At 51.3% G+C, this 20,078-nt stretch carries 25 protein-coding genes; 5 read left to right on the top strand and 20 right to left on the bottom strand.

The features are described 5' to 3' along the window. The first annotated feature begins 362 nt into the window (after positions 1-362). Together ACP5H1_RS02020 and ACP5H1_RS02025 are read left to right on the top strand one after the other, a co-directional pair. Positions 363-1,481 (top strand): DUF373 family protein, encoded by a 1,119-nt coding sequence (locus ACP5H1_RS02020; RefSeq protein ID WP_427971119.1) that lies wholly within the window; start codon positions 363-365, stop codon positions 1,479-1,481. 16 nt (positions 1,482-1,497) lie between these two features. Beyond that, complete coding sequence (locus tag ACP5H1_RS02025; RefSeq protein WP_427971121.1) at positions 1,498-1,839, top strand: hypothetical protein; 342 nt, start codon at positions 1,498-1,500, stop codon at positions 1,837-1,839. On the opposite strand, the gene ACP5H1_RS02030 is transcribed toward ACP5H1_RS02025, so the two are convergent. Genes ACP5H1_RS02030 through ACP5H1_RS02040 form a run of 3 tightly spaced genes read right to left on the bottom strand, consistent with a single transcriptional unit; the run spans position 1,836 to position 5,122 of the window. Continuing rightward, entirely contained in the window at positions 1,836-3,230 is a 1,395-nt protein-coding gene (locus tag ACP5H1_RS02030; protein WP_427971123.1) for a hypothetical protein, read from the bottom strand. The genes ACP5H1_RS02025 and ACP5H1_RS02030 overlap by 4 nt on opposite strands. Continuing rightward, the gene (locus tag ACP5H1_RS02035; protein WP_427971125.1) at positions 3,227-4,639 is read right to left on the bottom strand and encodes a type II/IV secretion system ATPase subunit; all 1,413 of its coding nucleotides are present in this window, start codon (positions 4,637-4,639) and stop codon (positions 3,227-3,229) included. Before ACP5H1_RS02035 ends, ACP5H1_RS02030 begins: the two co-directional genes overlap by 4 nt. 6 nt (positions 4,640-4,645) lie before the next feature. Then, entirely contained in the window at positions 4,646-5,122 is a 477-nt protein-coding gene (locus ACP5H1_RS02040) for an archaellin/type IV pilin N-terminal domain-containing protein (protein WP_427971303.1), read from the bottom strand. Between the two features lie 180 nt (positions 5,123-5,302). On the opposite strand from ACP5H1_RS02040, the gene ACP5H1_RS02045 reads away from it, so the two are divergent. The 3 genes from ACP5H1_RS02045 (at position 5,303) to ACP5H1_RS02055 (ending at position 9,251) form a co-directional block, all read left to right on the top strand. Continuing rightward, positions 5,303-6,262: a deoxyhypusine synthase gene (locus tag ACP5H1_RS02045; protein ID WP_427971127.1), complete on the top strand. Its 960-nt coding sequence runs from the start codon at positions 5,303-5,305 to the stop codon at positions 6,260-6,262. A gap of 153 nt (positions 6,263-6,415) precedes the next feature. Beyond that, the gene (locus ACP5H1_RS02050) at positions 6,416-8,086 is read left to right on the top strand and encodes a DNA topoisomerase VI subunit B (protein WP_427971129.1); all 1,671 of its coding nucleotides are present in this window, start codon (positions 6,416-6,418) and stop codon (positions 8,084-8,086) included. A gap of 1 nt (position 8,087) precedes the next feature. Continuing rightward, positions 8,088-9,251, top strand: coding sequence for a DNA topoisomerase IV subunit A (locus ACP5H1_RS02055; protein ID WP_427971131.1), 1,164 nt, complete (start codon positions 8,088-8,090; stop codon positions 9,249-9,251). 82 nt (positions 9,252-9,333) lie between these two features. Here the strand turns inward: ACP5H1_RS02055 and ACP5H1_RS02060 are convergent, their stop codons facing one another. The 17 genes from ACP5H1_RS02060 to ACP5H1_RS02140 form a co-directional block, all read right to left on the bottom strand. Next, positions 9,334-10,095 (bottom strand): DNA polymerase sliding clamp, encoded by a 762-nt coding sequence (locus ACP5H1_RS02060; RefSeq protein ID WP_427971132.1) that lies wholly within the window; start codon positions 10,093-10,095, stop codon positions 9,334-9,336. Positions 10,096-10,164: 69 nt separating this feature from the next. Then, a complete protein-coding gene (locus ACP5H1_RS02065; protein WP_427971134.1) occupies positions 10,165-10,563 on the bottom strand; it encodes a 30S ribosomal protein S8 in 399 nt (132 codons plus the stop codon). Between the two features lie 11 nt (positions 10,564-10,574). Next, entirely contained in the window at positions 10,575-10,739 is a 165-nt protein-coding gene (locus ACP5H1_RS02070) for a 30S ribosomal protein S14 (protein WP_427971136.1), read from the bottom strand. 10 nt (positions 10,740-10,749) lie between these two features. Then, a complete protein-coding gene (locus ACP5H1_RS02075) occupies positions 10,750-11,316 on the bottom strand; it encodes a 50S ribosomal protein L5 (protein ID WP_427971138.1) in 567 nt (188 codons plus the stop codon). Positions 11,317-11,320: 4 nt separating this feature from the next. Beyond that, complete coding sequence (locus ACP5H1_RS02080) at positions 11,321-12,073, bottom strand: 30S ribosomal protein S4e (protein WP_427971140.1); 753 nt, start codon at positions 12,071-12,073, stop codon at positions 11,321-11,323. Further along, a complete protein-coding gene (rplX, locus tag ACP5H1_RS02085) occupies positions 12,073-12,483 on the bottom strand; it encodes a 50S ribosomal protein L24 (protein ID WP_427971142.1) in 411 nt (136 codons plus the stop codon). Before rplX ends, ACP5H1_RS02080 begins: the two co-directional genes overlap by 1 nt. Before the next feature lie 12 nt (positions 12,484-12,495). Next, positions 12,496-12,918, bottom strand: a complete 423-nt coding sequence (locus tag ACP5H1_RS02090) for a 50S ribosomal protein L14 (protein WP_427971144.1) — start codon at positions 12,916-12,918, stop codon at positions 12,496-12,498. A gap of 5 nt (positions 12,919-12,923) precedes the next feature. After that, positions 12,924-13,268 (bottom strand): 30S ribosomal protein S17, encoded by a 345-nt coding sequence (locus tag ACP5H1_RS02095; protein WP_427971146.1) that lies wholly within the window; start codon positions 13,266-13,268, stop codon positions 12,924-12,926. A gap of 138 nt (positions 13,269-13,406) precedes the next feature. Next, positions 13,407-13,694 carry a ribonuclease P protein component 1 gene (locus ACP5H1_RS02100; RefSeq protein WP_427971148.1) on the bottom strand — a complete coding sequence of 96 codons (288 nt, stop codon included), beginning with the start codon at positions 13,692-13,694 and terminating at the stop codon, positions 13,407-13,409. After that, positions 13,691-13,951 (bottom strand): 50S ribosomal protein L29, encoded by a 261-nt coding sequence (gene rpmC, locus ACP5H1_RS02105; protein WP_427971150.1) that lies wholly within the window; start codon positions 13,949-13,951, stop codon positions 13,691-13,693. The genes ACP5H1_RS02100 and rpmC overlap by 4 nt, the downstream gene beginning before the upstream one ends. Continuing rightward, a complete protein-coding gene (locus tag ACP5H1_RS02110) occupies positions 13,926-14,642 on the bottom strand; it encodes a 30S ribosomal protein S3 (RefSeq protein ID WP_427971152.1) in 717 nt (238 codons plus the stop codon). Before ACP5H1_RS02110 ends, rpmC begins: the two co-directional genes overlap by 26 nt. Position 14,643: 1 nt before the next feature. After that, positions 14,644-15,123: a 50S ribosomal protein L22 gene (gene rplV, locus ACP5H1_RS02115; RefSeq protein ID WP_427971154.1), complete on the bottom strand. Its 480-nt coding sequence runs from the start codon at positions 15,121-15,123 to the stop codon at positions 14,644-14,646. 6 nt (positions 15,124-15,129) lie between these two features. Beyond that, positions 15,130-15,552 (bottom strand): 30S ribosomal protein S19, encoded by a 423-nt coding sequence (locus tag ACP5H1_RS02120; RefSeq protein WP_427971156.1) that lies wholly within the window; start codon positions 15,550-15,552, stop codon positions 15,130-15,132. A 119-nt stretch (positions 15,553-15,671) separates the two neighbouring features. Further along, positions 15,672-16,097, bottom strand: a complete 426-nt coding sequence (locus tag ACP5H1_RS02125) for an AbrB/MazE/SpoVT family DNA-binding domain-containing protein (protein ID WP_013266154.1) — start codon at positions 16,095-16,097, stop codon at positions 15,672-15,674. A gap of 262 nt (positions 16,098-16,359) precedes the next feature. Further along, the gene (gene metG, locus ACP5H1_RS02130; RefSeq protein WP_427971158.1) at positions 16,360-18,090 is read right to left on the bottom strand and encodes a methionine--tRNA ligase; all 1,731 of its coding nucleotides are present in this window, start codon (positions 18,088-18,090) and stop codon (positions 16,360-16,362) included. A gap of 62 nt (positions 18,091-18,152) precedes the next feature. Further along, the gene (locus tag ACP5H1_RS02135; RefSeq protein ID WP_427971160.1) at positions 18,153-19,109 is read right to left on the bottom strand and encodes a hypothetical protein; all 957 of its coding nucleotides are present in this window, start codon (positions 19,107-19,109) and stop codon (positions 18,153-18,155) included. Next, the gene (locus ACP5H1_RS02140) at positions 19,051-19,911 is read right to left on the bottom strand and encodes a nucleotidyltransferase domain-containing protein (protein WP_427971162.1); all 861 of its coding nucleotides are present in this window, start codon (positions 19,909-19,911) and stop codon (positions 19,051-19,053) included. The genes ACP5H1_RS02135 and ACP5H1_RS02140 overlap by 59 nt, the downstream gene beginning before the upstream one ends. Positions 19,912-20,078 lie beyond the last annotated feature (167 nt).

The following is a 20,078-nucleotide window of genomic DNA, read 5'->3' on the forward strand; positions in this document are numbered from 1 at the left end:
ATCTACAGCGATTCTATGCAGCCACTTACTTTATCCGCTTCTTCTAATCCCTCTTAAGGCTGAAGCAGCGGCACATAATCGCGCCTTATAAAAAATGCTAACACCCTGTCTGTTGAAGACCACGCGATGAAACCTGTGAGGGGCTGTGGGACGAAGAGCGTGTCCAATAAGGTCCCTGCATCCTCGAGGGAGTAGCACCATAGACATCGCTAGAGAGAAAATCGACTAGGTCGAGCAGCTAATAGTTGTTAAAGGCAACCGTTAGCCACGATGAAGGGCAAAACTCTAAGCACGAAGCCTTACATTAGGCGCGAAAGCCTAATAGCTTCTCCCTTTGATTCAGAAATGAGAAGAGGTAAGCCATGGGCCTTAAGAGTGACGCTAGAAGGCCGCTGATAGTAGTCATAGATGAAGATGACGACATAGGCGCCACTTTAGGCAGGTCACTGGTCATGGGCTATAAGAACGTTGTAGACGCTGCAACGCAGTTCGCCATACTAAGGCCTGAAGACCCGGACTCCAACGCAATGTTTGTCGGACTTAACCTTTACAAAGAGATGGAGGCCGACGGTAGAAATCCTGAAATCATTGTTGTGGGTGGTCATCCAAAGAACGCCCTGTTGGCCCAAAGCTTAATTAAGGCCAGAGTCCAGCAGGCCATCTCCAAATCCCCTGGCAATTATGAACTTTACGTTGTCGGTGACGGCCTGGACGAGCTCTTTATGGCGCAAATACTCCGAGACGTAGGCCCAATAGCTGGCGTGAAACAGGTTATAGTAGAACAAAGCCTCGGCGTTGAGGGGAGTTACATACTTTTAGCCAGGTATATTAGAAAGGCCCTCAACGACCCCAGGTACTCAAAGTACTTCCTAGGGCTTCCTGGCCTGCTGCTCTTAGTCTTCGGGCTTCTAACCATCTTTGGTTACCTCCTGCTCTCACTTAAGATTATGGCAGCGCTGCTTGGCTTCTTCATGGTGGTTAAGGGCTTTAACCTGGAGTCACAGCTATGGGAATACCTGAAGACGACCGCCGCCAGGGTCCGCGAGGGAAGCGTCTTCCAGTTAGCTGGCCTCGGGACTCTGGCCATTAGCGTAGCAATAAGCGCTTATGGCGCCTATATTTTAAGCAGAAGTACGGCGCCCTTAACAGACAAGGTTGGATACGCCGTGTCCTACGACGTCACCACGCTTATCATAGGCATGGTTATATATGTAATTATAGCCAGCGTCTTCTTCAAAGTATCCCGCAGAAACTTCAGGCTGTACAGGGAGGCGCAGGTGATATCAGTGCTAATAATGCTTGCAGCGGGTCTCTATTACATGGGGCTCTCCATAGCCTCCACACCATTGCCTAGCACCTTAAACGGCAGCTACGTCTATAGCATCCTGATAGGCAGCGGCTTCCTGGTATACGCATTAACAGGCGCTGCCATAGCGGCTCTGATAGAGATAGGGGTCAGGGTGAAGTCCCACGAACCCTGACGACCCTTATAACAGCGTGTACCAGGTTATAGTTAATGATAAAGACTGGCAGAAGGCCATAAAGATGATAGAGGACCTCCACTTAGATCTTGAGACCTTCATCGTGTACTTTGACCTCAGGAGAAGGGGGAAAAAGGTTGCCGTGGGACCTAGGCCTAGGACCCTGCTCTATAACATGACAGATAACAGGACGGCTGAAGTCCTAATACTAAGCGAGGGGAACTACGTCAAACTCATGGATATAGTTAGGTGGAGCCAGAGGGCAGTGGCGGATGCTCATGAACCGATATTAGCCATAGTGGATGAGAGCGGCGGCGTGACCTATTACGAGGCACGCGTGGTGAGGCAGCTTTCTTAGAGAGCCATAAAACGCACTACCAGAAGCGATAGTACAGTTGAGACCAACGATGCTGCTGGCGACATTCTTCTGCCGCGGTGAAGTGACGCCGCTGGAAGCGTGGAGAGGGGGGACATAGCCATGAGCAGCCTAGCCGCATACTGAACTGAGAGAGTGTTGGTTAGCAGAGAACTTAGAGAAGATGAAGCTATGTAGTTTACCAGCGCATAGACCCCCACGAGGGAGATAGCTGGCGCTATGGCAGAAATCCCCATCAATATGTAGGCTTCCACCTGCAATGACTTCAAACTTCTCAGGGATTCGTAGAATATGTCAACGAAGCTTTGCAGCGCTGGACCCACCCCAACCCGGCCAGCGACCTTATCAGAGCTCACTATTGCATTAATTATGGACTTGCCAAGCATGGAGGCCCTTGAGAGCACGTCAGCGAAGGGCAACCCAAGCCTTGCTCTCTCCGATGCCTCCCTCAGGAGCCTGAGGGACTCTGCAAACCTTTTAGAAAGCCTTGCCCACGAGGCTTCAGATATTACGGTAGCCAGAGTAAGGATAATCAACGCTGCAAGGTACCTCCCCAGAAACATTATCAGCGAAGCGGCGACAGCTGAGCCTATAGTCAGGCCGGCAACCCACCAGCCACCCTCGGGCTCTCCAAGCTTAGGCCTAAGGAGGGCCAGCAGCATCGCAAGGCTTGGTGACAGGACCATCATAAGTACTGCCAGAGGTATTAGAAGGTTGGAACTTCCAAACAGCGATAATGGGAGCAGCACAGCGGCTGAAACTATAAGCGTAGTCACGGCTTCAGTTATTGTCTCGCCTAGCTTTGCGTAGCTCTGCCAAGTAGACTTGACAGCATCCATAGTTCTTGCATATAGGTTCACCGCGGCCCTAAGCCGTGAGAGCCCCATCTCCTCAACCGTCAGCAGCTCCCTAATGACTTCCCTTAACCTTGAACTTGGCGTCGTGTCGGCAAGTATCCTGAGCGCCCTTCTCTCATCATAACCTGCTGCCAGAAGATAACTCAATCTCTTCGCCTCTACCCTGCTGAACTTAAGGCCTAGGCTTTCGGAGGCGGTTACAAGCACTGCAGAGAGGTCACGCGAGGAGGCGACGTACGGTATCATGACAGCTAGCAGCGATGGCATCTCGTCATTAATTCCCGAGCCGAGGAGGGAGGCAAGCAACCTCCTGCTAAGTTTAGGAAGGAAGAAGATTATGACTCCTAGGGATGCTAGGATTAGCGCCGGCAAGTAGCGCACATGAAGGGCCACATATGATGCCCCTGCGGCTATGAAAAACGCCACTGCAAGTATAGGCGATATGGCGTCAATTGTATTAAGCGTTGTCACCAGAGGACCGTAGATCCTGGGATCATTGGGCCTCCTGCCCATCATATCATATCACCGTAACGTGATATGTAGAACTTAGCTAGCTCGGCGCGCAGCTCCTCGGGGGATCTGCCCGCAACAGATTCGAGAAACTTGGTCCTGGCCTCCATTTCCTCCCTTATATCACCTATGCCTAGCCTCTCCGCCGCCCACTCAAGCTCCCGGCTCCTTTCAACCAGGTCGTTGATACCAGTTTCCCCATATCTATAAATGGCGACGCTGTTGCCATTCTCAACCTCGGCTATTTCGGTGACCCTCCTAACGGCGCGCCCCCCAGTGGCCTGAAGGCGTTTGACTTGCACTATGGACTTTATGGAGCTTAGGAAGAGGGGCGGCAGCGCTATAGGCTCCATGCTAAGTCTCATTATAACCCCCTGGGGCGAGTCGCCGTGAAGTGTAGTCATGGCTCCGTACCCGCTGGCCGCAGCCTGAGCCAGCAGTTTGCCCTCCCTGCCCCTGACCTCCCCCACTACTACATAGTCTGCGCGCCTCCTGAGGGCGAACTTCAGAAGGTCCTCAAGCGTTATCTCCTCAACCTCCTCGCCGGGGGTTCTTGGCCTTGTGACTAAGGAGTCCCACAGGGGACCCGTGACCACCAACTCCGGTGTGTCCTCTATCGTGACTACCTTGGAGTAAGGCGGCAACAAGCTGATAATTGATTGAAGCACGGTAGTTTTTCCAGCTCCCATGGCGCCGCTGACTATTATAAAGCCCTGAGCTTCGGCTACGAGCCAGAGGTAAGCTGCTGCAGCAGGATCTATGGTCTTGTTAGCCAACAGGTCGGCTATTGTAAAGGGCTTCTGAGGGTACTTCCTTATGACGAAGCTGCTTCCAAACCTGCTCATCTCATTCATAAACGAGACCGATATTCTGTGGCCCTCTACTGTCAACCCTTCGGCATAGGGAGAAGCTATACTCACGCTCTTGCCGGCCTTTCTTGCAAGCTCTACCACTATTCCATTAGCCTCTTCGTCCGTCAGCTTTATGTCCGTGAGGACCCAGCGCGAGGGCACCTCCTTATGTATGACTATCACATTCTTAGTCGAACCCGTATATGATATCTCCTCTATGTGAGGGTCCAATATCAGCGGGTATATCTTGCCGTAGCCGCTCCTGTACTTTTCGGCCAGGTAGCTCTCGCGCTCGTCCTTAGGCTTAGCAAGGCCTGTGGCCACATAGACAAGCCTGTCATGATCCATGGGCTCAGGCTCCCTTACCATAAGTCTGGGCACTCCATCACCTCCCCTGTAGAGGAAGTACTCCACAGCGCCTATTCTGTAGTGGGAAACGACGCTCCACGAGGGCGGGCTCTTTTCCTCCTCGTCATGGTAAGCCGCGGCCTGAAGCCCTTCCTCGTGAGAATAATAGGAGGGTTTATGAAGGGCCCCCCTAAGCCTAGAGAGAATTCCCATCATGGCGGCTCAGCCTGCGGTGACGCTCACAGGGTTTGTGTAGTAGACCTGGTTGTTCATCTCATACAATAGGTAGACACTCTCGACCGTTGAGGTTAGATTTACATTTCCTACAGCAATAATTTCGCCACCAGGGTTTATAGTGACGCCCTGAGAGGTCGGCGCACTTGTTGATATGCTATATCCGCTGCTGGGGCTGCCCTCTATATAAACGTCCTCCTGGCCCCCATTTGAAAGCACCACGACCAGGTTCTTGACAGTTATTTGCAGCGGCTCGTTATTTATAATTTTGACGTAGAGCAGCGTACCGCTGCCTGTAGGAGTTGCCGAGGCTTCAACTGTGACCCTGCTGCCCATGCTCATAAATGCGTTCATGGATCTCTGGAAATATGAATAAACCATGAGACCTCCGACTATGGTGGCCGCTATTAGTATAACAGCCCCGATTATGTTTGAAAGGGACCTCCTGTGCCTGTTCACCATCATCACCTCCTAGCCTCCTGTTAGAGGACTAGCAAAGCACGGCCAATGGCATTTCAGATGCAAATGCTAATAAACTCCAAACCTCGCACCTTGATAGAATTGCGGCAATAAACGTCCCTTTGGCGGGAGGAGGTCAGCTATCCCTATATTCCCTGCCCTTCTCCAGCAGGGCCTGGTGAGAACGTGAAGCTAGAGCCTGTTAAGGACATAAAGGTTGACCCTAACATGCCAGTGAAGGACCTAATTGATTTGTACGAGGAGGAATACGGCTTCATGGCCGGCCATGTGTGGAGGGCGGCGCAAATACTTGCTAAGGGACTTAGCGAGTCAAACCTAAGAGTCATTTCATTTACGGGCAACTTAGTATCGACAGGCCTTAGAGGTGTAATAACGCAGCTCATAAGGGCCAGGCTTTTCAATGTAATTATGACCACGTGCGGCGCCCTGGACCATGATATAGCAAGGGCCATGGGCGGGACCTACTCAAAAGGGTACTTTGAAGGGGACGACGTCGACCTGGCAAGACATGGAATTCACAGGCTGGGCAACATTTACATAAAGGTTGACGACTATGGACCTAAGGTGGAGCAGTTCGTCAGATCCCTAGCCGCCAGGGCCTCAGCGCTTAAGGAGGAGTGGGGCATGTATGAGCTCCTAAAGCTGGCAGGCGAGATGATAAACGATGAGAGCAGTTTCCTTAAGGCGGCACACGATACTGGCGCTGACGTCTTCGTCCCAGGATGGCCCGACGGCGCTTTTGGAACAGATCTCTTCTTCGAGAGTCAGAGGGGGGTTAAGATAAAGATAAACTACTTCAGGGACATGCAGAGGCTCTCGGACCTGTTCTTCGGAACCCATGGCAAGGCCTCAGCGCTCATAATAGGCGGAGGCATAAGTAAGCACCACACCATCTGGTGGAGCCAGTTTAGGGAGGGTCTTGATTATGTGGTTTACATAACTACGGCCGTTGAGTGGGATGGAAGCCTAAGCGGTGCCATGCCCAGAGAGGCCATAACGTGGGGCAAAGTAAAGCCTGAAGCAGATAAAGTTATAGTCTATGCAGATGCCACTATAGCGCTGCCCCTCCTAGCGGCTTACCTCTTGGCCAACGCTAAGCTGCCAGAGACTTCGGGCCAAGAATGATACTGCATTTTACTAGTTTCTGGGCATCTTATTAGTTTAGCATCTACGCTAACACTTGCTGTTATGTGAAAATGTTTAAAGCTACGGGGTAGCACTAATTTCTGAGCTAAGCGCCTCTAAAAATTAGGTAAACAAAGTAAAAGGGGATGAGGCTTGGCTGAGGAAAACGCCATAGATAACGCCAAGGAGAAGTTCTCGGAGATAAGCGTGGCAGAGTTTTTCTCTAAAAACAAGGAGCTAGCCGGCTTCTCAAACCCTACCAGAGCCCTTTACCAGACCGTCAGGGAGCTAGTCGAAAACGCGCTCGACGCAACAGACTCTCATGGAATACTGCCAGAAGTAAAGATATACATAAAGGAGATCGAGCCTGAGACTGAGGAGAGGCCCGCCAGGTACGAGGTCAGCGTTGAAGATAACGGTATAGGCGTGCCAAAGACTGTGATGGCTCAAGCTTTCGGCAAGGTGCTCTTCAGCAGTAAGTATGTGATAAGGCAGACCAGAGGTATGTACGGCCTAGGAGTTAAAGCTGTAGTGCTTTACTCCCAGACCACCACAGGCAGACCTATAACGGTCGTTAGCTCACAGGAGGACAGCAACTTCGTATATTATCAGAAAATAAAGATTGATATCAAGAAGAACGAGCCCATGGTTGTTGAGGACGGACAGCTAGACAAGAGAAGTTCGTGGCATGGTACGATAGCGTCAGCTATAGTCGAGGGTGACTGGACTAGGGCTAAGCCAAAGATAATCGAATATGTAAGGCGCACTGCCATAATAGCGCCCTACGCAGAGCTCTGGCTTGTGACCCCTGAAGGTGAAATTTACTTCTTCCCGAGGGCCACCAAGAAAATGCCTAAACCACCAAGAGAGGCCAAGCCTCATCCTCATGGAGTCGACCTAGAGCAGGTCAGGAGCATGCTTATGTCTACACAGACTGAGACCTTGCTGGACTTCCTAAAGGAGGAGTTCCAAGGCATCGGCGACAAAACGGCCACCGAGTTCCTGAGACACGTGGGCCTGAAACCTGATATTAATCCCAAGACCCTCCTTAAAAAGGAGAAGTTAAAGGACCTCGAGGCGTTGGTAACAGCGCTGAGAAACTACAGGGGCTTTAAGGGACCTAGAAGCGATTACCTGAGCCCTATAGGTGAAGAGCTTATAGAGCTCGGGCTCACCAGGATGTTTAAGCCGGAATGGGTCAAGGCCGTGACGAGGCCCGCCAGGGCCTACCAGGGCCACCCATTCATAGTAGAGGTCGGCATCGCATATGGGGGCGCCATACAGCCCCAGGAGGAGCCCATACTGCTCAGATTTGCCAACAAGATACCTTTACTTTATGAAGAGAAGGAGGACGTGTCATATAAGGTTTTAACTAACATTGACTGGGGCAGGTATGGCGTTCAGGAGCCTTATCAGCTGGCAGTACTTGTGCATGTGGCAAGTACCAAGGTCCCATATAAGGGCGTAGGAAAGGAGAGCATAAGCGAGATACCTGAGCTTGAGAGCGAGATCAGAAACGGTATTCATGAGGTGGCCAGGAGCCTCAGGATTTACATATCACGCAAAGCGCGTGAGGAGCTTGCAAAGGAAAAGATAGTGAGCATAGCCAAGTACATACCTGAGGTGGCCAGGAGCCTAGCAATATTAAGCTCGCCACCAGAGGATCCTAACAGGTACAGGGAGCTGGAACCTAAAGTTACGGAGCTGCTTATATCCAAGGTGGCAGCGTCCATAGAGATGCCCAAGATTGACGGGAGACAGGAGAACCCAAGGCTCATAGTTGAGAGGGTTATAAAAGGGATCTCCATACAGGAGGTGAGTTAAAGTGTCAGCTCCAACTCAGGATAAGATAGACATCGAGGCCCGAAAGAAAGGCGCCGAAATAATCTATAAGACCTTTTCGAACTTACTAAGCTCGCTGGAGAAGGGCGCTGACCCTAAGCTAGTGATACCTAAGAGAACTCTTGCTAATACAGTCTTTGACGCCGAGAAGGGCATATTAAAGCTTGGCGTCTCAAAACTTGAAAGGAAGTTCCTTGATATGAACGAGTCCAGGAGGTTCATGCAGACGCTTGTGATGGCGGCCAACATCTACAGAGCGCTCATAGAGAACGAGTACCCCACCATAAGAGACCTTTACTACAGGGGCAAGCACACTATAGTATTTCATGACCTTGATGGGAAGCATAGAGAGGAAAACACCTGGGATGAGCAAGCAGAGAGTGATGCGGCGCTTAGGGACTTAGAGGTTATGCTTGGCCTACTAAGAGAGGACCTCATGATTCTGAGCAAGGAGAAGGGCAAAGTAGTTGGCAACATGAGGATAAGGAGCGGAAACGATATCATAGACCTTTCTAAGCTTGGACACGGCGCATATGCCATAGAGTCCACGCCGGACCTGATAGAGTTCCTTGATGTTGACGCCGAGTTTGTCCTGGTCGTTGAGAAGGACGCAGTCTTCCAGCAGCTTCACAGGGTCGGCTTTTGGCAGAAGTACAAGTCAATACTGGTTACCGGCGCCGGCCAGCCAGACAGAGCCACCAGGAGGTTCGTGAGAAGGCTCAACGAAGAACTAGGCCTGCCCGTTTATGTGCTTACAGACAGCGACCCGTATGGATGGTACATATACAGCGTCTTCAAGGTTGGGAGCATTCAGTTAAGTTATGAAAGCGAAAGGTTAGCCACACCCAAGGCGAAGTTCCTCGGCGTCTCCATGAGTGACATCTTCGGCTATGGAAGAAAGAAGCCATACCTGACTGAAGAGGAGAGGAGAAACTATATAATTAAGGCCAAAGACCTTGACATAAGGAGAGCCAAGGAACTAATGAATTACTCGTGGTTCCGCACGCCCCTATGGAAGAGGGAAATAGACATGTTCCTTGATAAGAAGGCCAAGCTAGAGATAGAGGCCATGGCAAGCAAGGGGCTTAAGTTCCTCGCCTTCCAGTACTTGCCAGAGAAAATACAGACCCATGACTGGATAGAGTAGCCCTCCTGAGTCTATGCTTTAAATAACCTTTTTTCCTTTACAATTTACTTCTTTACAATTTACAACAGTCACATGAAGCTTTCTACCCCTGAACAGGCGCTATATATATTATCATCTGCTCGGGCCCAGAGAGGTTAATTGCAACCTTGAGCGGGTAGTCAGTTGAGAACTCTAGCTGCACGCTCTCAGCAATTGACATAATTGGCCTAAGAGACGAATAAAGAGACTTGGCGCTGTAGGAAGCCTTGGTCTCGGCCTCTGCGCTGAGCTCCTGAAGCGGCGCTCCCTGTGACATTAGCCACCTGTAGCTCTTGCCCTCAGCGGACGCCGTTACCTCTAGTTTGCCATCAGACACGTGCAACTCTACCACGTCGCCCACGCTCTTAGCATCGGTTACCAGCGTCTCGAGATCGCCAGCGCTCATAACTATCCTTGCCGTGGGGCTCATGTTTATTTCCCTTAGGGACTCCTCCGTGGACTCAGAAGCCGTTATTAGGAAGGACCTAGAAAAGGAGGTCTTCCTATCCTGCAGTTCGACTGTGAGCCCAGGGGCTCCCGTCTCATACTGCATGGCAATCGCATCATTTCTGGTGGCCCTTCTCACTACCCTATTCATCTCACTTACATTGACTGACAGTTTGACTTCGCTGTCTAAAGAGTACTCCTCAAAAGCTGAAGGCTCGAACTTTGCTACAGCCAAAACGGTCTTATCTGGGCTAAAGAGCCAGAATACGACTTCATTCTGGGCAAAGTCGAACGTCGCCTCGTCGCTGACTTTAGCCATTGCTGATACTATACGTTTAAGACGGCTGCCTCCAGGGTAAATGGCTCTGAGGGACGCCATATCCAAGCTCCCACTGTTATTGTGCGGAGTAGGACCTTTTTAAAGAATAAAACGAGAATACCGAACCCGTTAATAGACGTATGCTATAAGTATGCCTCCCAGGCGCTTCTGCATGGCATCCTTGTGGGTCATCACGCCCTGACTAGTCGAAATTATCAGGTAGCCCAGGTCCCTGCTGGCCAGGTACCTCCTTAAGTGCTCAGGCAATCTAAGGAGCTCCCTGTAGGTGACAGGCGTTCTGGGCATTATCGTGCCAATTTTGTTTATATGGCCCAGCAGAGTTACCCTGAACTTGCCCCATCTCCCGTCGTCTATGTACTCAAAGTCACCTATGTACCCTTCCTTCTGCAGTACTTTCAACACAGACACTGTCAGCTTAGATGCTGGCATTAGAATTACCTCCCTCTGGCCCCTGAGCTCCGCATTATAAATCGCGGAAAGGTGAGCTGAAAGAGTATCATACACCACCCCATATCACCTCACGAGTACTTGTTAAACCCAATCTCTACGGCTATCTCTCTGAAGCACTGGCGGCAAAGGTAGAGACCGTACTTCTGTATAACCGCGTCGCGAGTTCCACACCTCTGGCACTTCTGGGCACCTCTCCCCATCACCTTAGCCTTAGGCGGCTTTATCTTTCCCATCGCCATCACCTCACACGAAAGTAACCCCAAGCTCCTTGTTCAGTAGCACCATAGTCTCCTCTGGTCTAACTCTGTGCTTTAAAGGTATAGATGAGCGGGCCCTCCTTCTCCTCTCAACCCTGAAGCCTGGCCTTTCTACTGTGAGGCAGACGTCCATGCCTACTATGCCTATCTCAGGGTCGTACTTTGCCCCAGGCAGCAATATGTACTCAGGTATTCCGAAGCACACGTTCCCGAACTTATCTACGCTGGAGGCCTTAATCCTATGGCCTGTGGCTTCTAAAGCCCTCTTAAGGAAATCCATGGCCTTTTGACCACGAAGGGTCACGGCCACGGCTATATTCTCTCCCCTGTGGATTCCAAAGGCCCTTATGGTTTTCTTTGCCTTCCTTAAAGTAGGCTTTTGTCCTGTGAGCTGCTCAAGCAGTCCCTGCACCTTAACTAGCTTCTCGCCGCTGCTCCCTAACGCTATGTTCACTGTAACCTTCGCTATCCTGGGCTTTCTCATGGGGTTCTTCTGCCACTCTGAGAGCACTTTGTTTACAACTTCATCTGTGAGAGCGGTCTGCTGACTCATAACATCACCCCTGCGTCACAGTTACCACCGACTTATCTGTACCCACCACGTAAATGTTGGACAGCGAGGTCTCGAAGGAGTTGCCGGCTGAGTCCTGCAGAGATGCCACGCTCCTGTCCCAGCCCCACCCCCTCGTGACGCTCACTATCTTGCCAAGCTTGCCCATGTTTCTGCCCCACACGACCAGCGCGAGGTTGCCTTCCTTGAACTCTATGTGATCCTTAACTGTACCTTCAGGAACGTTCAGCACAAGGGAGTCCAGCGGCTTGTAAGGAAGTTGGCCAGGCTTTCTTGGGTCCTCAACCCTCACCAGGACATTCCTTCCATCACTCAGGTGAACCTGGAAGTGTCCTCCCTTGAGCGTTGTGACGCCTTCAACTCTGAGGAGCTTTAGCGACGCCTCCTCTTTGCTTATCGGTACTAGCCTCAAAGTGCCTGTTGGGTCAGGGACTACGCGGTAGTAAAGATTGAGCGAGGGCAGCTCTACAATATCCATAACGCCTATGGGGAACTTGTAATCCCTTACAACTTTCCCGTCGACCTTGACTTGCCCTGACGAAATTATCTTGGTGGCCTCGCGCGCCGTCTCTGCGTACTTCAATAGATCCCTTATGACTATGAGCAGAGGGAGGCTCCTGTCTGCAGGGTGTGGACCTGGCGACGGCTTTACGGTCCAGGGTCTTACCTTTCTCGGAATCCTCTGGACGCTAGGCGCGCTGAGCGCCTTTAAGTGCCTAGACCCTCCCATCCTAGCCATTATTTAGCACCTCCAGCCTGCTGAGCCTCTTGCTGCGCGGCTGCCTGTACGTTACCGCCCCTCCTCTCTATAATCTTTTTGCGCCAATCATCCTTCAAGTTAAGGTCTGTTATGACTAGATTCCACGGCCTCAGTTTGACCAGTATTTCAGTTCCATCAGCCTTCTTCCTGGTTATGCCCTCTACCTTGACCCACAGCCCCTTTAGGTCAACCTCAGCTACCTTGCCGCTCTTGCCCTTATGGTCGCCCTTTATTACTATGACCCTATCTCCCACCCTAAGCGGCAGCGACCTTATGCCAAGTTTATCCCTTAGCTCTTTACTTAAGTGCGCCGAGACGAGCTTATGCCTAAGGTGTAAAGGTGCGTTGTAAAACGCCTTACGCTGCTCCCTAGGCTGCTGGCTGGCCACCCACCCCACCCCCTAAATTATCGTTGTGGCGAGCTTTGCTATAGATGGCCACCTCTCAGCCGCTTCCCTGGCCACGGGACCTCTGACCTCGCTACCCTTGGGCGTTCCATCCTGGTTTATTAAAACAATAGCATTATCTGAAAAGGAGACCCAAGTCCCATCCGGCCTCCTGTAAGGCCTCTTTTGCCTTATGACAACCGCGTAGCTTATCTGTTTTCTAACCTGAGGGGTACCCTTCTTTATAGTAACTATCACCATGTCGCCGGGTCCTGCCGCTGCAAGTCTCCTTACCCTAGTCTTAACTCCAGGCACATCGACTATCATGGCTTCCTTAGCGCCGCTGTTATCGGCTACTACAGCATAAGTGCCCACCTGAAGGCCAGCGCTATATCCAAAGCGTGAAAGTATCGCAGTGAACTTCTGCCTTCTTACCACTTCTATCACCTCTCGAGCCTTCCTAGCACAACGAATTTAACTGTCTTGGAAAGGGGTCTGGTCTCGCCTATTAGGACCTTATCACCGGGCTTCACGTCAACGCATGGCGGCACATGGGCGTGCTTCTTTGTCCTTCTCCACTCATACCTCTTGAACTTATTGTCATAGTAAAGGTAATCATGCCTTATCACAGCCGTGGTCTTAGTCTTCAACTTCTCCACGGTTCCCTCCAGAAGCACGCCACGTACCCTGAGTGATCCATGCCAGGGGCAGTTAGGGTCAGTGCAGGATACAGATGGCGGTTTAACTCCAGGCACGCTTAACGCTTTTAGTGCCTTTTGGGCAGGCATGTTCTAATATCCCCTTTCCTCTGTGCGGGTCTATCTAAGGACTTAAAAGGGTTTCCCCGTCACGTCTCACGCTATAGGCATACGTTAGGCCTGAGCAGACGCCAGCGCTACGCTGAGCTTGACCCTTTGAGTGCTGGACTACCCACTTATGGCCTTCTTCAGCCTCTCCTCCGGCCTACCTATAATGTCTAACCCCCTAACAATAAAGTTGCCGTCGGGAGTGACTATAGAAAATGTCGAATGAAGCTTTATGATAGTTATTTCCTTCTTTCTGTTACCTCTTTCCACCCTAAGCCTTAGAGCATTCTTAGAGTCGCCTACAACGGTACCGGAGACTCCAAGCAGGGAGGGATCAGTAGAACTAATCACCTTCACCTTCAAACCTACAAGAGGTCTAAACTTTATATTTGATGAGGTGAACTTCATCCTTGCCCCTGCTGGGAGTTTGTCGTTTCCGCTGCTGTTTTAGTTTGCTGACTCTTTCTGGACAGCTCATTCATTACGGTGAGTATCCGAGCTATGTTTTTCCTTATTTCCCTTATCTTAGCGGGCGAGTCTATGGAGCCAGATAACGCCTTCTGGCGTAGCGATGTTAGCTCGCCCCTCTGCTCCTGCAAAAGCTTTGTAAGCTCCTCCAGGCTCCGCTTACGCAGATCATCAGGACTTAGCCTGTACTTCGCCACCCTCCTCACCTCCCTCTATAATCTCCTTAACCCTCTGCTCGCCCTGGCCCTCAGAGGCCTCTTCACTTAACTGCGCGGCTATTGTCGCTGCTTCAGAGTCAGGCCTTAATAATATGTCTGGCTTTGCCGCCTCAGGCTTGATTATGCGAACTTCAACTCCAATTATGCCTAAAGGCAGCTTGGCGTAAGCTATGGCGCGATCGGTATAAACGTCGACAACGTTCCCAGTCTTTATAACCTTGCCAGCCTGAAGCTTCTCGAACCTAGCCCTCTCCCTGCTGAGCTTCCCACTTATGACTATCTCTACGCCAACCGCGCCGGCTTCCATAATCCTTCTCATAGTAGCCATAGCTACCCTCCTGAAGTGATAGCCCATCTCGAGCGCTCTCGCTATCCTAAACGCCTGTACCCTAGCATTAAGCTCCATGTTGTCTGGCTGGCTGACGGTTACCTGAACACCTTCAAGTCCAAACACCTTTTCCAGGACAGCCTGCAGCTTCCTTATTGTAGCGCCTCTCCTTCCTATGACTAGCGCTGGCCTCTCAGCAAATATGTGAACCCTGGTGCCTAGCCCGCTCTGGACTATCTGGACTCCGGCATAGCCTGCAGTGTAGAAGTTCTGAGCCAGATACTCGTCAACCTTTACCCGTGTCAGGCCTTGCCTCAGGAAGTAGCTCTTAATCTTGGACATTTCAGCTGCCACCCCTCTCCTCAACTATCACCTCAACGTGAGAATGCACCTTCCTTATAATGTCGGCCCTCCCAAAGGCCCTGGGGTAAACCCTCTTGAGCGTTATCCCCTTATGAACACCCACATGGACCACGTAAAGGTTATCTACATCTAGGTTCTTGTTCTCAGCGTTGTTAGAGACGTTTTCAAGAAGCTTCAGCATGTACCTGGCTGCCTTAACTGGGTACTTACCCATTGGTATACCCCATCTGTCAGCCAATCCCCTCTTATGAGGTATCTTCTTCGAAGCGGACCTATACGGTACCGGCTCCTTGAGCTCTGCAACCCTTCTGAGGTACTCTTCGGCGTCGCTCAGCTTCATGCCCTTTATAGCCCTCGCGACCTCTACCATGACCTTAGGATGAACTGGAATGTCCCACATCATAGCCTTAGCCGATAGGCCCTCGTTGGCAGGCTTAAACGAATAGGACCACTCCGGCATACTGGATCACCCCTTAGCTGCTATGTGCAGGCTGCTCTTTGAAGCCTTGAGGCCTGGTTCGCCGTGGTGCACTATCTTTGTTGTGTGGCTGAACTCGCCCAGCCTATGCCCTATCATCTCTGGTACCACTCTTACAGGCACATATTCTTTGCCATTATAGACGGCTATTGTTAAACCTACCATCTCTGGCAGCACAACCAGGTCCCTCACGTGAGTCTTTACCATGACATCGGTCTTGCCTGAGCGCCTAAGAGCCCTTATCTTAGCAAGCAGCTTCTTCTGGGCAGGCGTCAATCCCCTCTGCAGGCTCCTCCTCTGCCTCGCTGGGAGCAGAGAGACGAACTCGTCGAGTGGCATGTTTAGAAGCTCCTCTAGGCTCCTGCCTCTGTACTTGAACCTCCTCCACTCGGGCCTCAGCTCTATTGACATTATTACTGCCCCTCGGCTCCGCCATTCCAGGACTGTAGGGGCTTTTAAATAGTTTTAGGTATTAGAATGGCTAGAGAAAGTGCGGTATGAGACCCCTACTGCAGCTAATGTCCTCTTCATCAAAAGCTTGGCGCTTCGAACTGCCTTATCATAACCTGGGTCACAATGTCTAGATTTTCAAGAGCCTTACGTATAGTCTCTACATCGGCGTTCGACTGGCTCATGTCGGCTATGAAGACGCACTCCCCTTCCTCTCCCCTCGTTATCGAGGCGCACCTGCTGGCAACTATGTCAACCTTTAGCTCGCTTAGCTTGTCAGCTACCTTAGCTAGAGCGCCAACCTTATCAAGTACTGAGACGTCAATCTCTATAACTTTGGCGTTCTCAGCCAGTATCGGACTCACTATTATCTCCTTTTTATCAGTATCGGCCAGCATAGCTACTAGCATGCCGGCCTCTATACCTAGCGACTCCCTTATGGTCTGCGGTATCGTTATCCTCCCCTTGGAGTCTACCTTCACTAGACCCGTGAGCCTTGTGGACATTTAACTATCCCACCTCCGGTTCACATACTCTAAAGGCAACGTTATTAAAATTTTTTGGAGTAATGAACGGCGTACCTAAACTCATTAGACCCAACCTAACTGGTATCTCTTTTTACTCAATTTACTAAAAGGACCCTGGACCTTAACGCGTCCCACGGTCAGTGTGAGTCTAGGCATCTCATCCTTGACGTCGCTGGCTGCCCACGTCCTCATCCCGTGGTCCTGGAATATAGTGCGCTCAGCGTTTTTAACGGCCTTTGCACTAGCCCGCTATGCCATAGTCCTTCAGAAGAGGGGGCCTCTTGGAGTTAGCCTTGGCCCGCGCCTCCTCTATAACTCTTTCAATGTTGTTTAAGAAGTCTTCGGGCAGCTTCCTGAAGAGCGGGTGAATTTCCCCTATCCTAGAGCCTCCACTTATGGGCTTGCTGAGATTCTCGGGCCACTTAGCATCCATCACGCTTCCCGTGAAGCCTAGCTGATGCCAGAGGTCTTCTGCAATGCTAGGCATAAAGGGCGTTATTAGGTGCGCCACGGCCTTTACTATGCTCGCCGCTACATTAATGACAGTACCCGCCCTCTCCCTGTCCTTCTTTATAAGGTCCCAGGGGGCTGACTCGTTGAGGTACCTATTGCCTAGACGCGCCACCTCAAGCACGAACTCGCTGGCCTTCTTCAGCTCAACGTTATCCATGTGCTCTATAACTTTGCCAGCTAATGATGCGGCCTCCTCCAGCGTCTCCTTGTCGTGGGCATCAGAGGCAGTAGCAGGGGGTATAACGCCGTCAAATCTGCTCTTCACGAAGCTTAGCACCCTGTAGGCCAGGTTCCCTATGTTGTCATTTAGTTCGCTGTTCACTATCCTGTAAAACTCCTTCCACTGGAAGCTTACGTCGCCGCTTTCCGGCCTCATTCTTATCAGAGCCCACCTCCAGTAGTCGGCCGGAGCGATCTCTAGGGCTTCGTCTATCCAGACGCCAACCCTCCTGCTCTTGCTGAAGTGCCTTCCCTCATAAAGCAAGTAGTCGGTGGCGCTTATGCGCCACGGCATCACGTAAGGGTCCCCTGAGGCTATAAAGAGAGAGGGAAGTATTATGGAGTGGAACGGTATGTTGTCCTTGCCTATAAAGTAAACAGACCTAGTTGAGGGGTCAAACCACCACTGCTTCCAGGAGTTCTCATCCTCGCCCTTTGACATTAGGTATTCCTTGGTAGCGCTAACGTAGCCAAGTAGAGCGTCAAACCAGACGTAGATCGTTTTATTCTCAGCGCCTTCAAAGGGCGCTTGTATGCCCCACTCTATATCCCTGGTCAGCGCCCTTGGCTTCAAACCCTGTTTGACCCACTCTATGCTATAGTTCTTGACGCTATCCTGGAGCTCACTGCCCTGAAGCCAGGACAGCAGCTTCTCCTGAACTTTGCCCAAGTCTATGTAGTAGTTAGTGGTCTTCAACCAGATTGGCGTTGCGCCGCAGATAGCGCACCTGGGGTTTATGAGGTCCCTTGGAGTGAGCAGCCTGCCACAGTTATCGCACTGGTCGCCTCTAGCATGTTCGTAACCACAATAGGGGCATGTGCCCTCTATGAACCTATCGGGCAAGAACATTTTATCATTGGGACAATACGGCATCTCCTCATCCTGGGGGAAGACATAGCCTCTCCTCTGCAAGTTGAGGAAGAACTCCCTGACGAACTCCTTGTGCACCGGGCTCTCAGTCCTCGAGTACAAGCTGAAGTCGAACTCGAACTTCTTAAAGAGCTCAACATCATAGGCGTGGACCTGGTCCGTGAGCTCCTTAGGCTTTATGCCCCTTTTCCTGGCTTCGAGCTCTATGGGTGTGCCGTGTTCGTCGCTGCCTGTCACAAACACAACGTCGTGACCCATCAGCTTCAGGTACCTGGCATAAACGTCTGCGCTCAGCAGGTGAAGCACCGTGCCCAGGTGAGGTATGAAGTTAGAATATGGCCATGCTGAGGCCACTATGTATTTGCCCATGGCGCTTCACTTCAGCTCTACAGAGGGAATAGTCCCACAGCTATAAGTCAATCTTCGGACCATCAAGGCTTGAACTGCCTAATTAAAGTTAAGCCTCCAGGCCTCTCCCTGGTCCCTATGTAAACCACTTTGCCATCTGACGTAGTTAGGCCATCCACAAAAACCTCGCCTCCCCTGTAGAGGTAGCCTCCTAGGTTGTACTCAAATGAAACTATTGTTACGCCCTCCTCGGTCGAAACGCATGGAGGGTAAAGGAGGGCGCTCTCCTGGTATGGCTGTATTGTGAGGACATTAGCGTAGCTCCTCGCAGGCGGCTCTATATGACTATACTCGCTGAGCGGCCTACACGCAGAAGCAGGGCCTTCAGGCACGCCTACCCAGCTCACTGGAACGTTGACGCCATCCAGAAGACCCCTTCTCCATGCAAGGCAAGTAAAGCCCTTCACTCGCACCCCACCGAAGTCCTCTTTACATTCTCCTTCCTTCAGCGACTTTGTAAAGAATTTGAAGGCTGCAGTCGCCTCATCAACGCCGTAGACCACAAAATCTATGTCGGAGAAGCCTTGCTCTATTTCCATAGCAAAGGAACCTGTGAGCCCCAAGCTGTCGGCAGAGCCCACGGCCCTTGAAAGGGCCTGCGCTGCCCTTGCCAGCTCAACAACAAGTGGGGATCCACCGCTTAACGCCCTCCTCAGAGCCTCCTTAGGGCTCATGTAAACGAGCACGCTACTCATGGGAATGTATGGCATGTAGGAGGAGTAAGCGGGATCATATAGGAGCTTAAGTCCAGAGCCTTCGAAAGCCTTAGCAACCCCGCCTGGGCCGTAGCTCTCTATGATCCGGCATAGCTTAGCCCCTGGCCTTTCCCATTTGCCGTGGTCACAGGGCACATACTTGGGTATTATTGGTATGAACCCTGGCGGCGCCTGCAGCCCTATCTCTACGCCAAACAGAAGACCCCTAGTTATTATCGCGCTTCCATGCCCATACCTGCAGCGGCTTAACGTAGCCCCAAACATCTGGTACCAAGTACAGATCTGGCCCCGAGGCCTGTAATAGGCCTCTGACCAGATACCTGCCAGGGGGCAGCTCCTGGTACCTCGTCCTCCACGTTAACATATAAGCGGTTAGCTCCACGAAGCCTAGCCTAACACTGTACCTTGCTGGGACCAGGAAGCCCTCGCCTATGTCGTTAATATAAATAACGCCTTCAAACCAGCCCAGGCTCCTGTAAAAGCTGGTGCACCCTCTCTCCTCGACCTGCCTAAGCAACCTCAAGGTATAGGCGATGCCCTTGTAACAGGAGTCCAAAAGTTTGAAAGCGTGCATTACATTGAAGTCATCTAAGGACCAGGTGTCCTTAACTTTAGAGTACCTAGTTTCATGCTCGCATTCAGCTATTCGGCCTTCTTGGGCAAGATCCTTTAGCGAGTTGTAAAGCTCCGAGGGCTTATTAGAGTAGAGTAGAAGGTCGTAGTCGCTGGAGGGCTTCGCGGTTCCCAAGGCCCGGCTGCCAGTTATACCAACCCACTCAGGGTTCAGCACGTCAAGTAGTTCGCTCAGGCCCCGCGGTAAGGTAACTCTCCTTATAGCATCCGATGGATCTATTAAGGTCCCATAACGTCTAGGGACTACGTAGGCTTCTCTGCCGATGCAGTCCAAGTACCTGTATGAGACGCCACCTACGTTCTTGTTGTCAATATGCCAAGGGAAGTCGCTATGATACGGAACCGCTATGTGACCATCATCGGGGTGCTCGTAACCTTTGACCATCCAAACAGCGCCATCAGAAGACCTTATCAGCCATCCCTCGAAGGGCACCAGTAGTCTCCTTCGTTAACATATAACTTGCGCTGCCAAATAAGCTTCTGAGCAAACCAGATCTAAATTCTAAATATCGACCCCAGCAGTAAACGCCGCAATAGGCCAAAGACTACATCCAGCTATACTATATATAAAATCTCCGAGAATCCTAAAAGCCTTGGGGG

Origin of the sequence: Acidilobus sp., from assembly GCF_049973875.1 — an archaeon.
Lineage (GTDB): Archaea > Thermoproteota > Thermoprotei_A > Sulfolobales > Acidilobaceae > Acidilobus.

Bases quoted from the DNA above. Each gene is read 5' to 3' on its own strand.
- metG (WP_427971158.1), bottom strand. From the start codon at position 18,090: ATGGGCAAATACATAGTGGCCTCAGCATGGCCATATTCTAACTTCATA.
- ACP5H1_RS02035 (WP_427971125.1), bottom strand. From the start codon at position 4,639: ATGATGGGAATTCTCTCTAGGCTTAGGGGGGCCCTTCATAAACCCTCC.
- ACP5H1_RS02040 (WP_427971303.1), bottom strand. From the start codon at position 5,122: ATGATGGTGAACAGGCACAGGAGGTCCCTTTCAAACATAATCGGGGCT.
- ACP5H1_RS02095 (WP_427971146.1), bottom strand. From the start codon at position 13,268: ATGCCTGCCCAAAAGGCACTAAAAGCGTTAAGCGTGCCTGGAGTTAAA.
- ACP5H1_RS02125 (WP_013266154.1), bottom strand. From the start codon at position 16,097: ATGTCCACAAGGCTCACGGGTCTAGTGAAGGTAGACTCCAAGGGGAGG.
- ACP5H1_RS02020 (WP_427971119.1), top strand. From the start codon at position 363: ATGGGCCTTAAGAGTGACGCTAGAAGGCCGCTGATAGTAGTCATAGAT.
- ACP5H1_RS02120 (WP_427971156.1), bottom strand. From the start codon at position 15,552: ATGTCAATAGAGCTGAGGCCCGAGTGGAGGAGGTTCAAGTACAGAGGC.
- ACP5H1_RS02110 (WP_427971152.1), bottom strand. From the start codon at position 14,642: ATGTCCAAGATTAAGAGCTACTTCCTGAGGCAAGGCCTGACACGGGTA.
- ACP5H1_RS02100 (WP_427971148.1), bottom strand. From the start codon at position 13,694: ATGAAGTTCACCTCATCAAATATAAAGTTTAGACCTCTTGTAGGTTTG.
- ACP5H1_RS02030 (WP_427971123.1), bottom strand. From the start codon at position 3,230: ATGATGGGCAGGAGGCCCAATGATCCCAGGATCTACGGTCCTCTGGTG.
- ACP5H1_RS02080 (WP_427971140.1), bottom strand. From the start codon at position 12,073: ATGGCTAGGATGGGAGGGTCTAGGCACTTAAAGGCGCTCAGCGCGCCT.
- ACP5H1_RS02135 (WP_427971160.1), bottom strand. From the start codon at position 19,109: ATGTTTGGGGCTACGTTAAGCCGCTGCAGGTATGGGCATGGAAGCGCG.
- ACP5H1_RS02070 (WP_427971136.1), bottom strand. From the start codon at position 10,739: ATGGGAAAGATAAAGCCGCCTAAGGCTAAGGTGATGGGGAGAGGTGCC.
- rplV (WP_427971154.1), bottom strand. From the start codon at position 15,123: ATGCCGGAGTGGTCCTATTCGTTTAAGCCTGCCAACGAGGGCCTATCG.
- ACP5H1_RS02060 (WP_427971132.1), bottom strand. From the start codon at position 10,095: ATGGCGTCCCTCAGAGCCATTTACCCTGGAGGCAGCCGTCTTAAACGT.
- ACP5H1_RS02075 (WP_427971138.1), bottom strand. From the start codon at position 11,316: ATGAGTCAGCAGACCGCTCTCACAGATGAAGTTGTAAACAAAGTGCTC.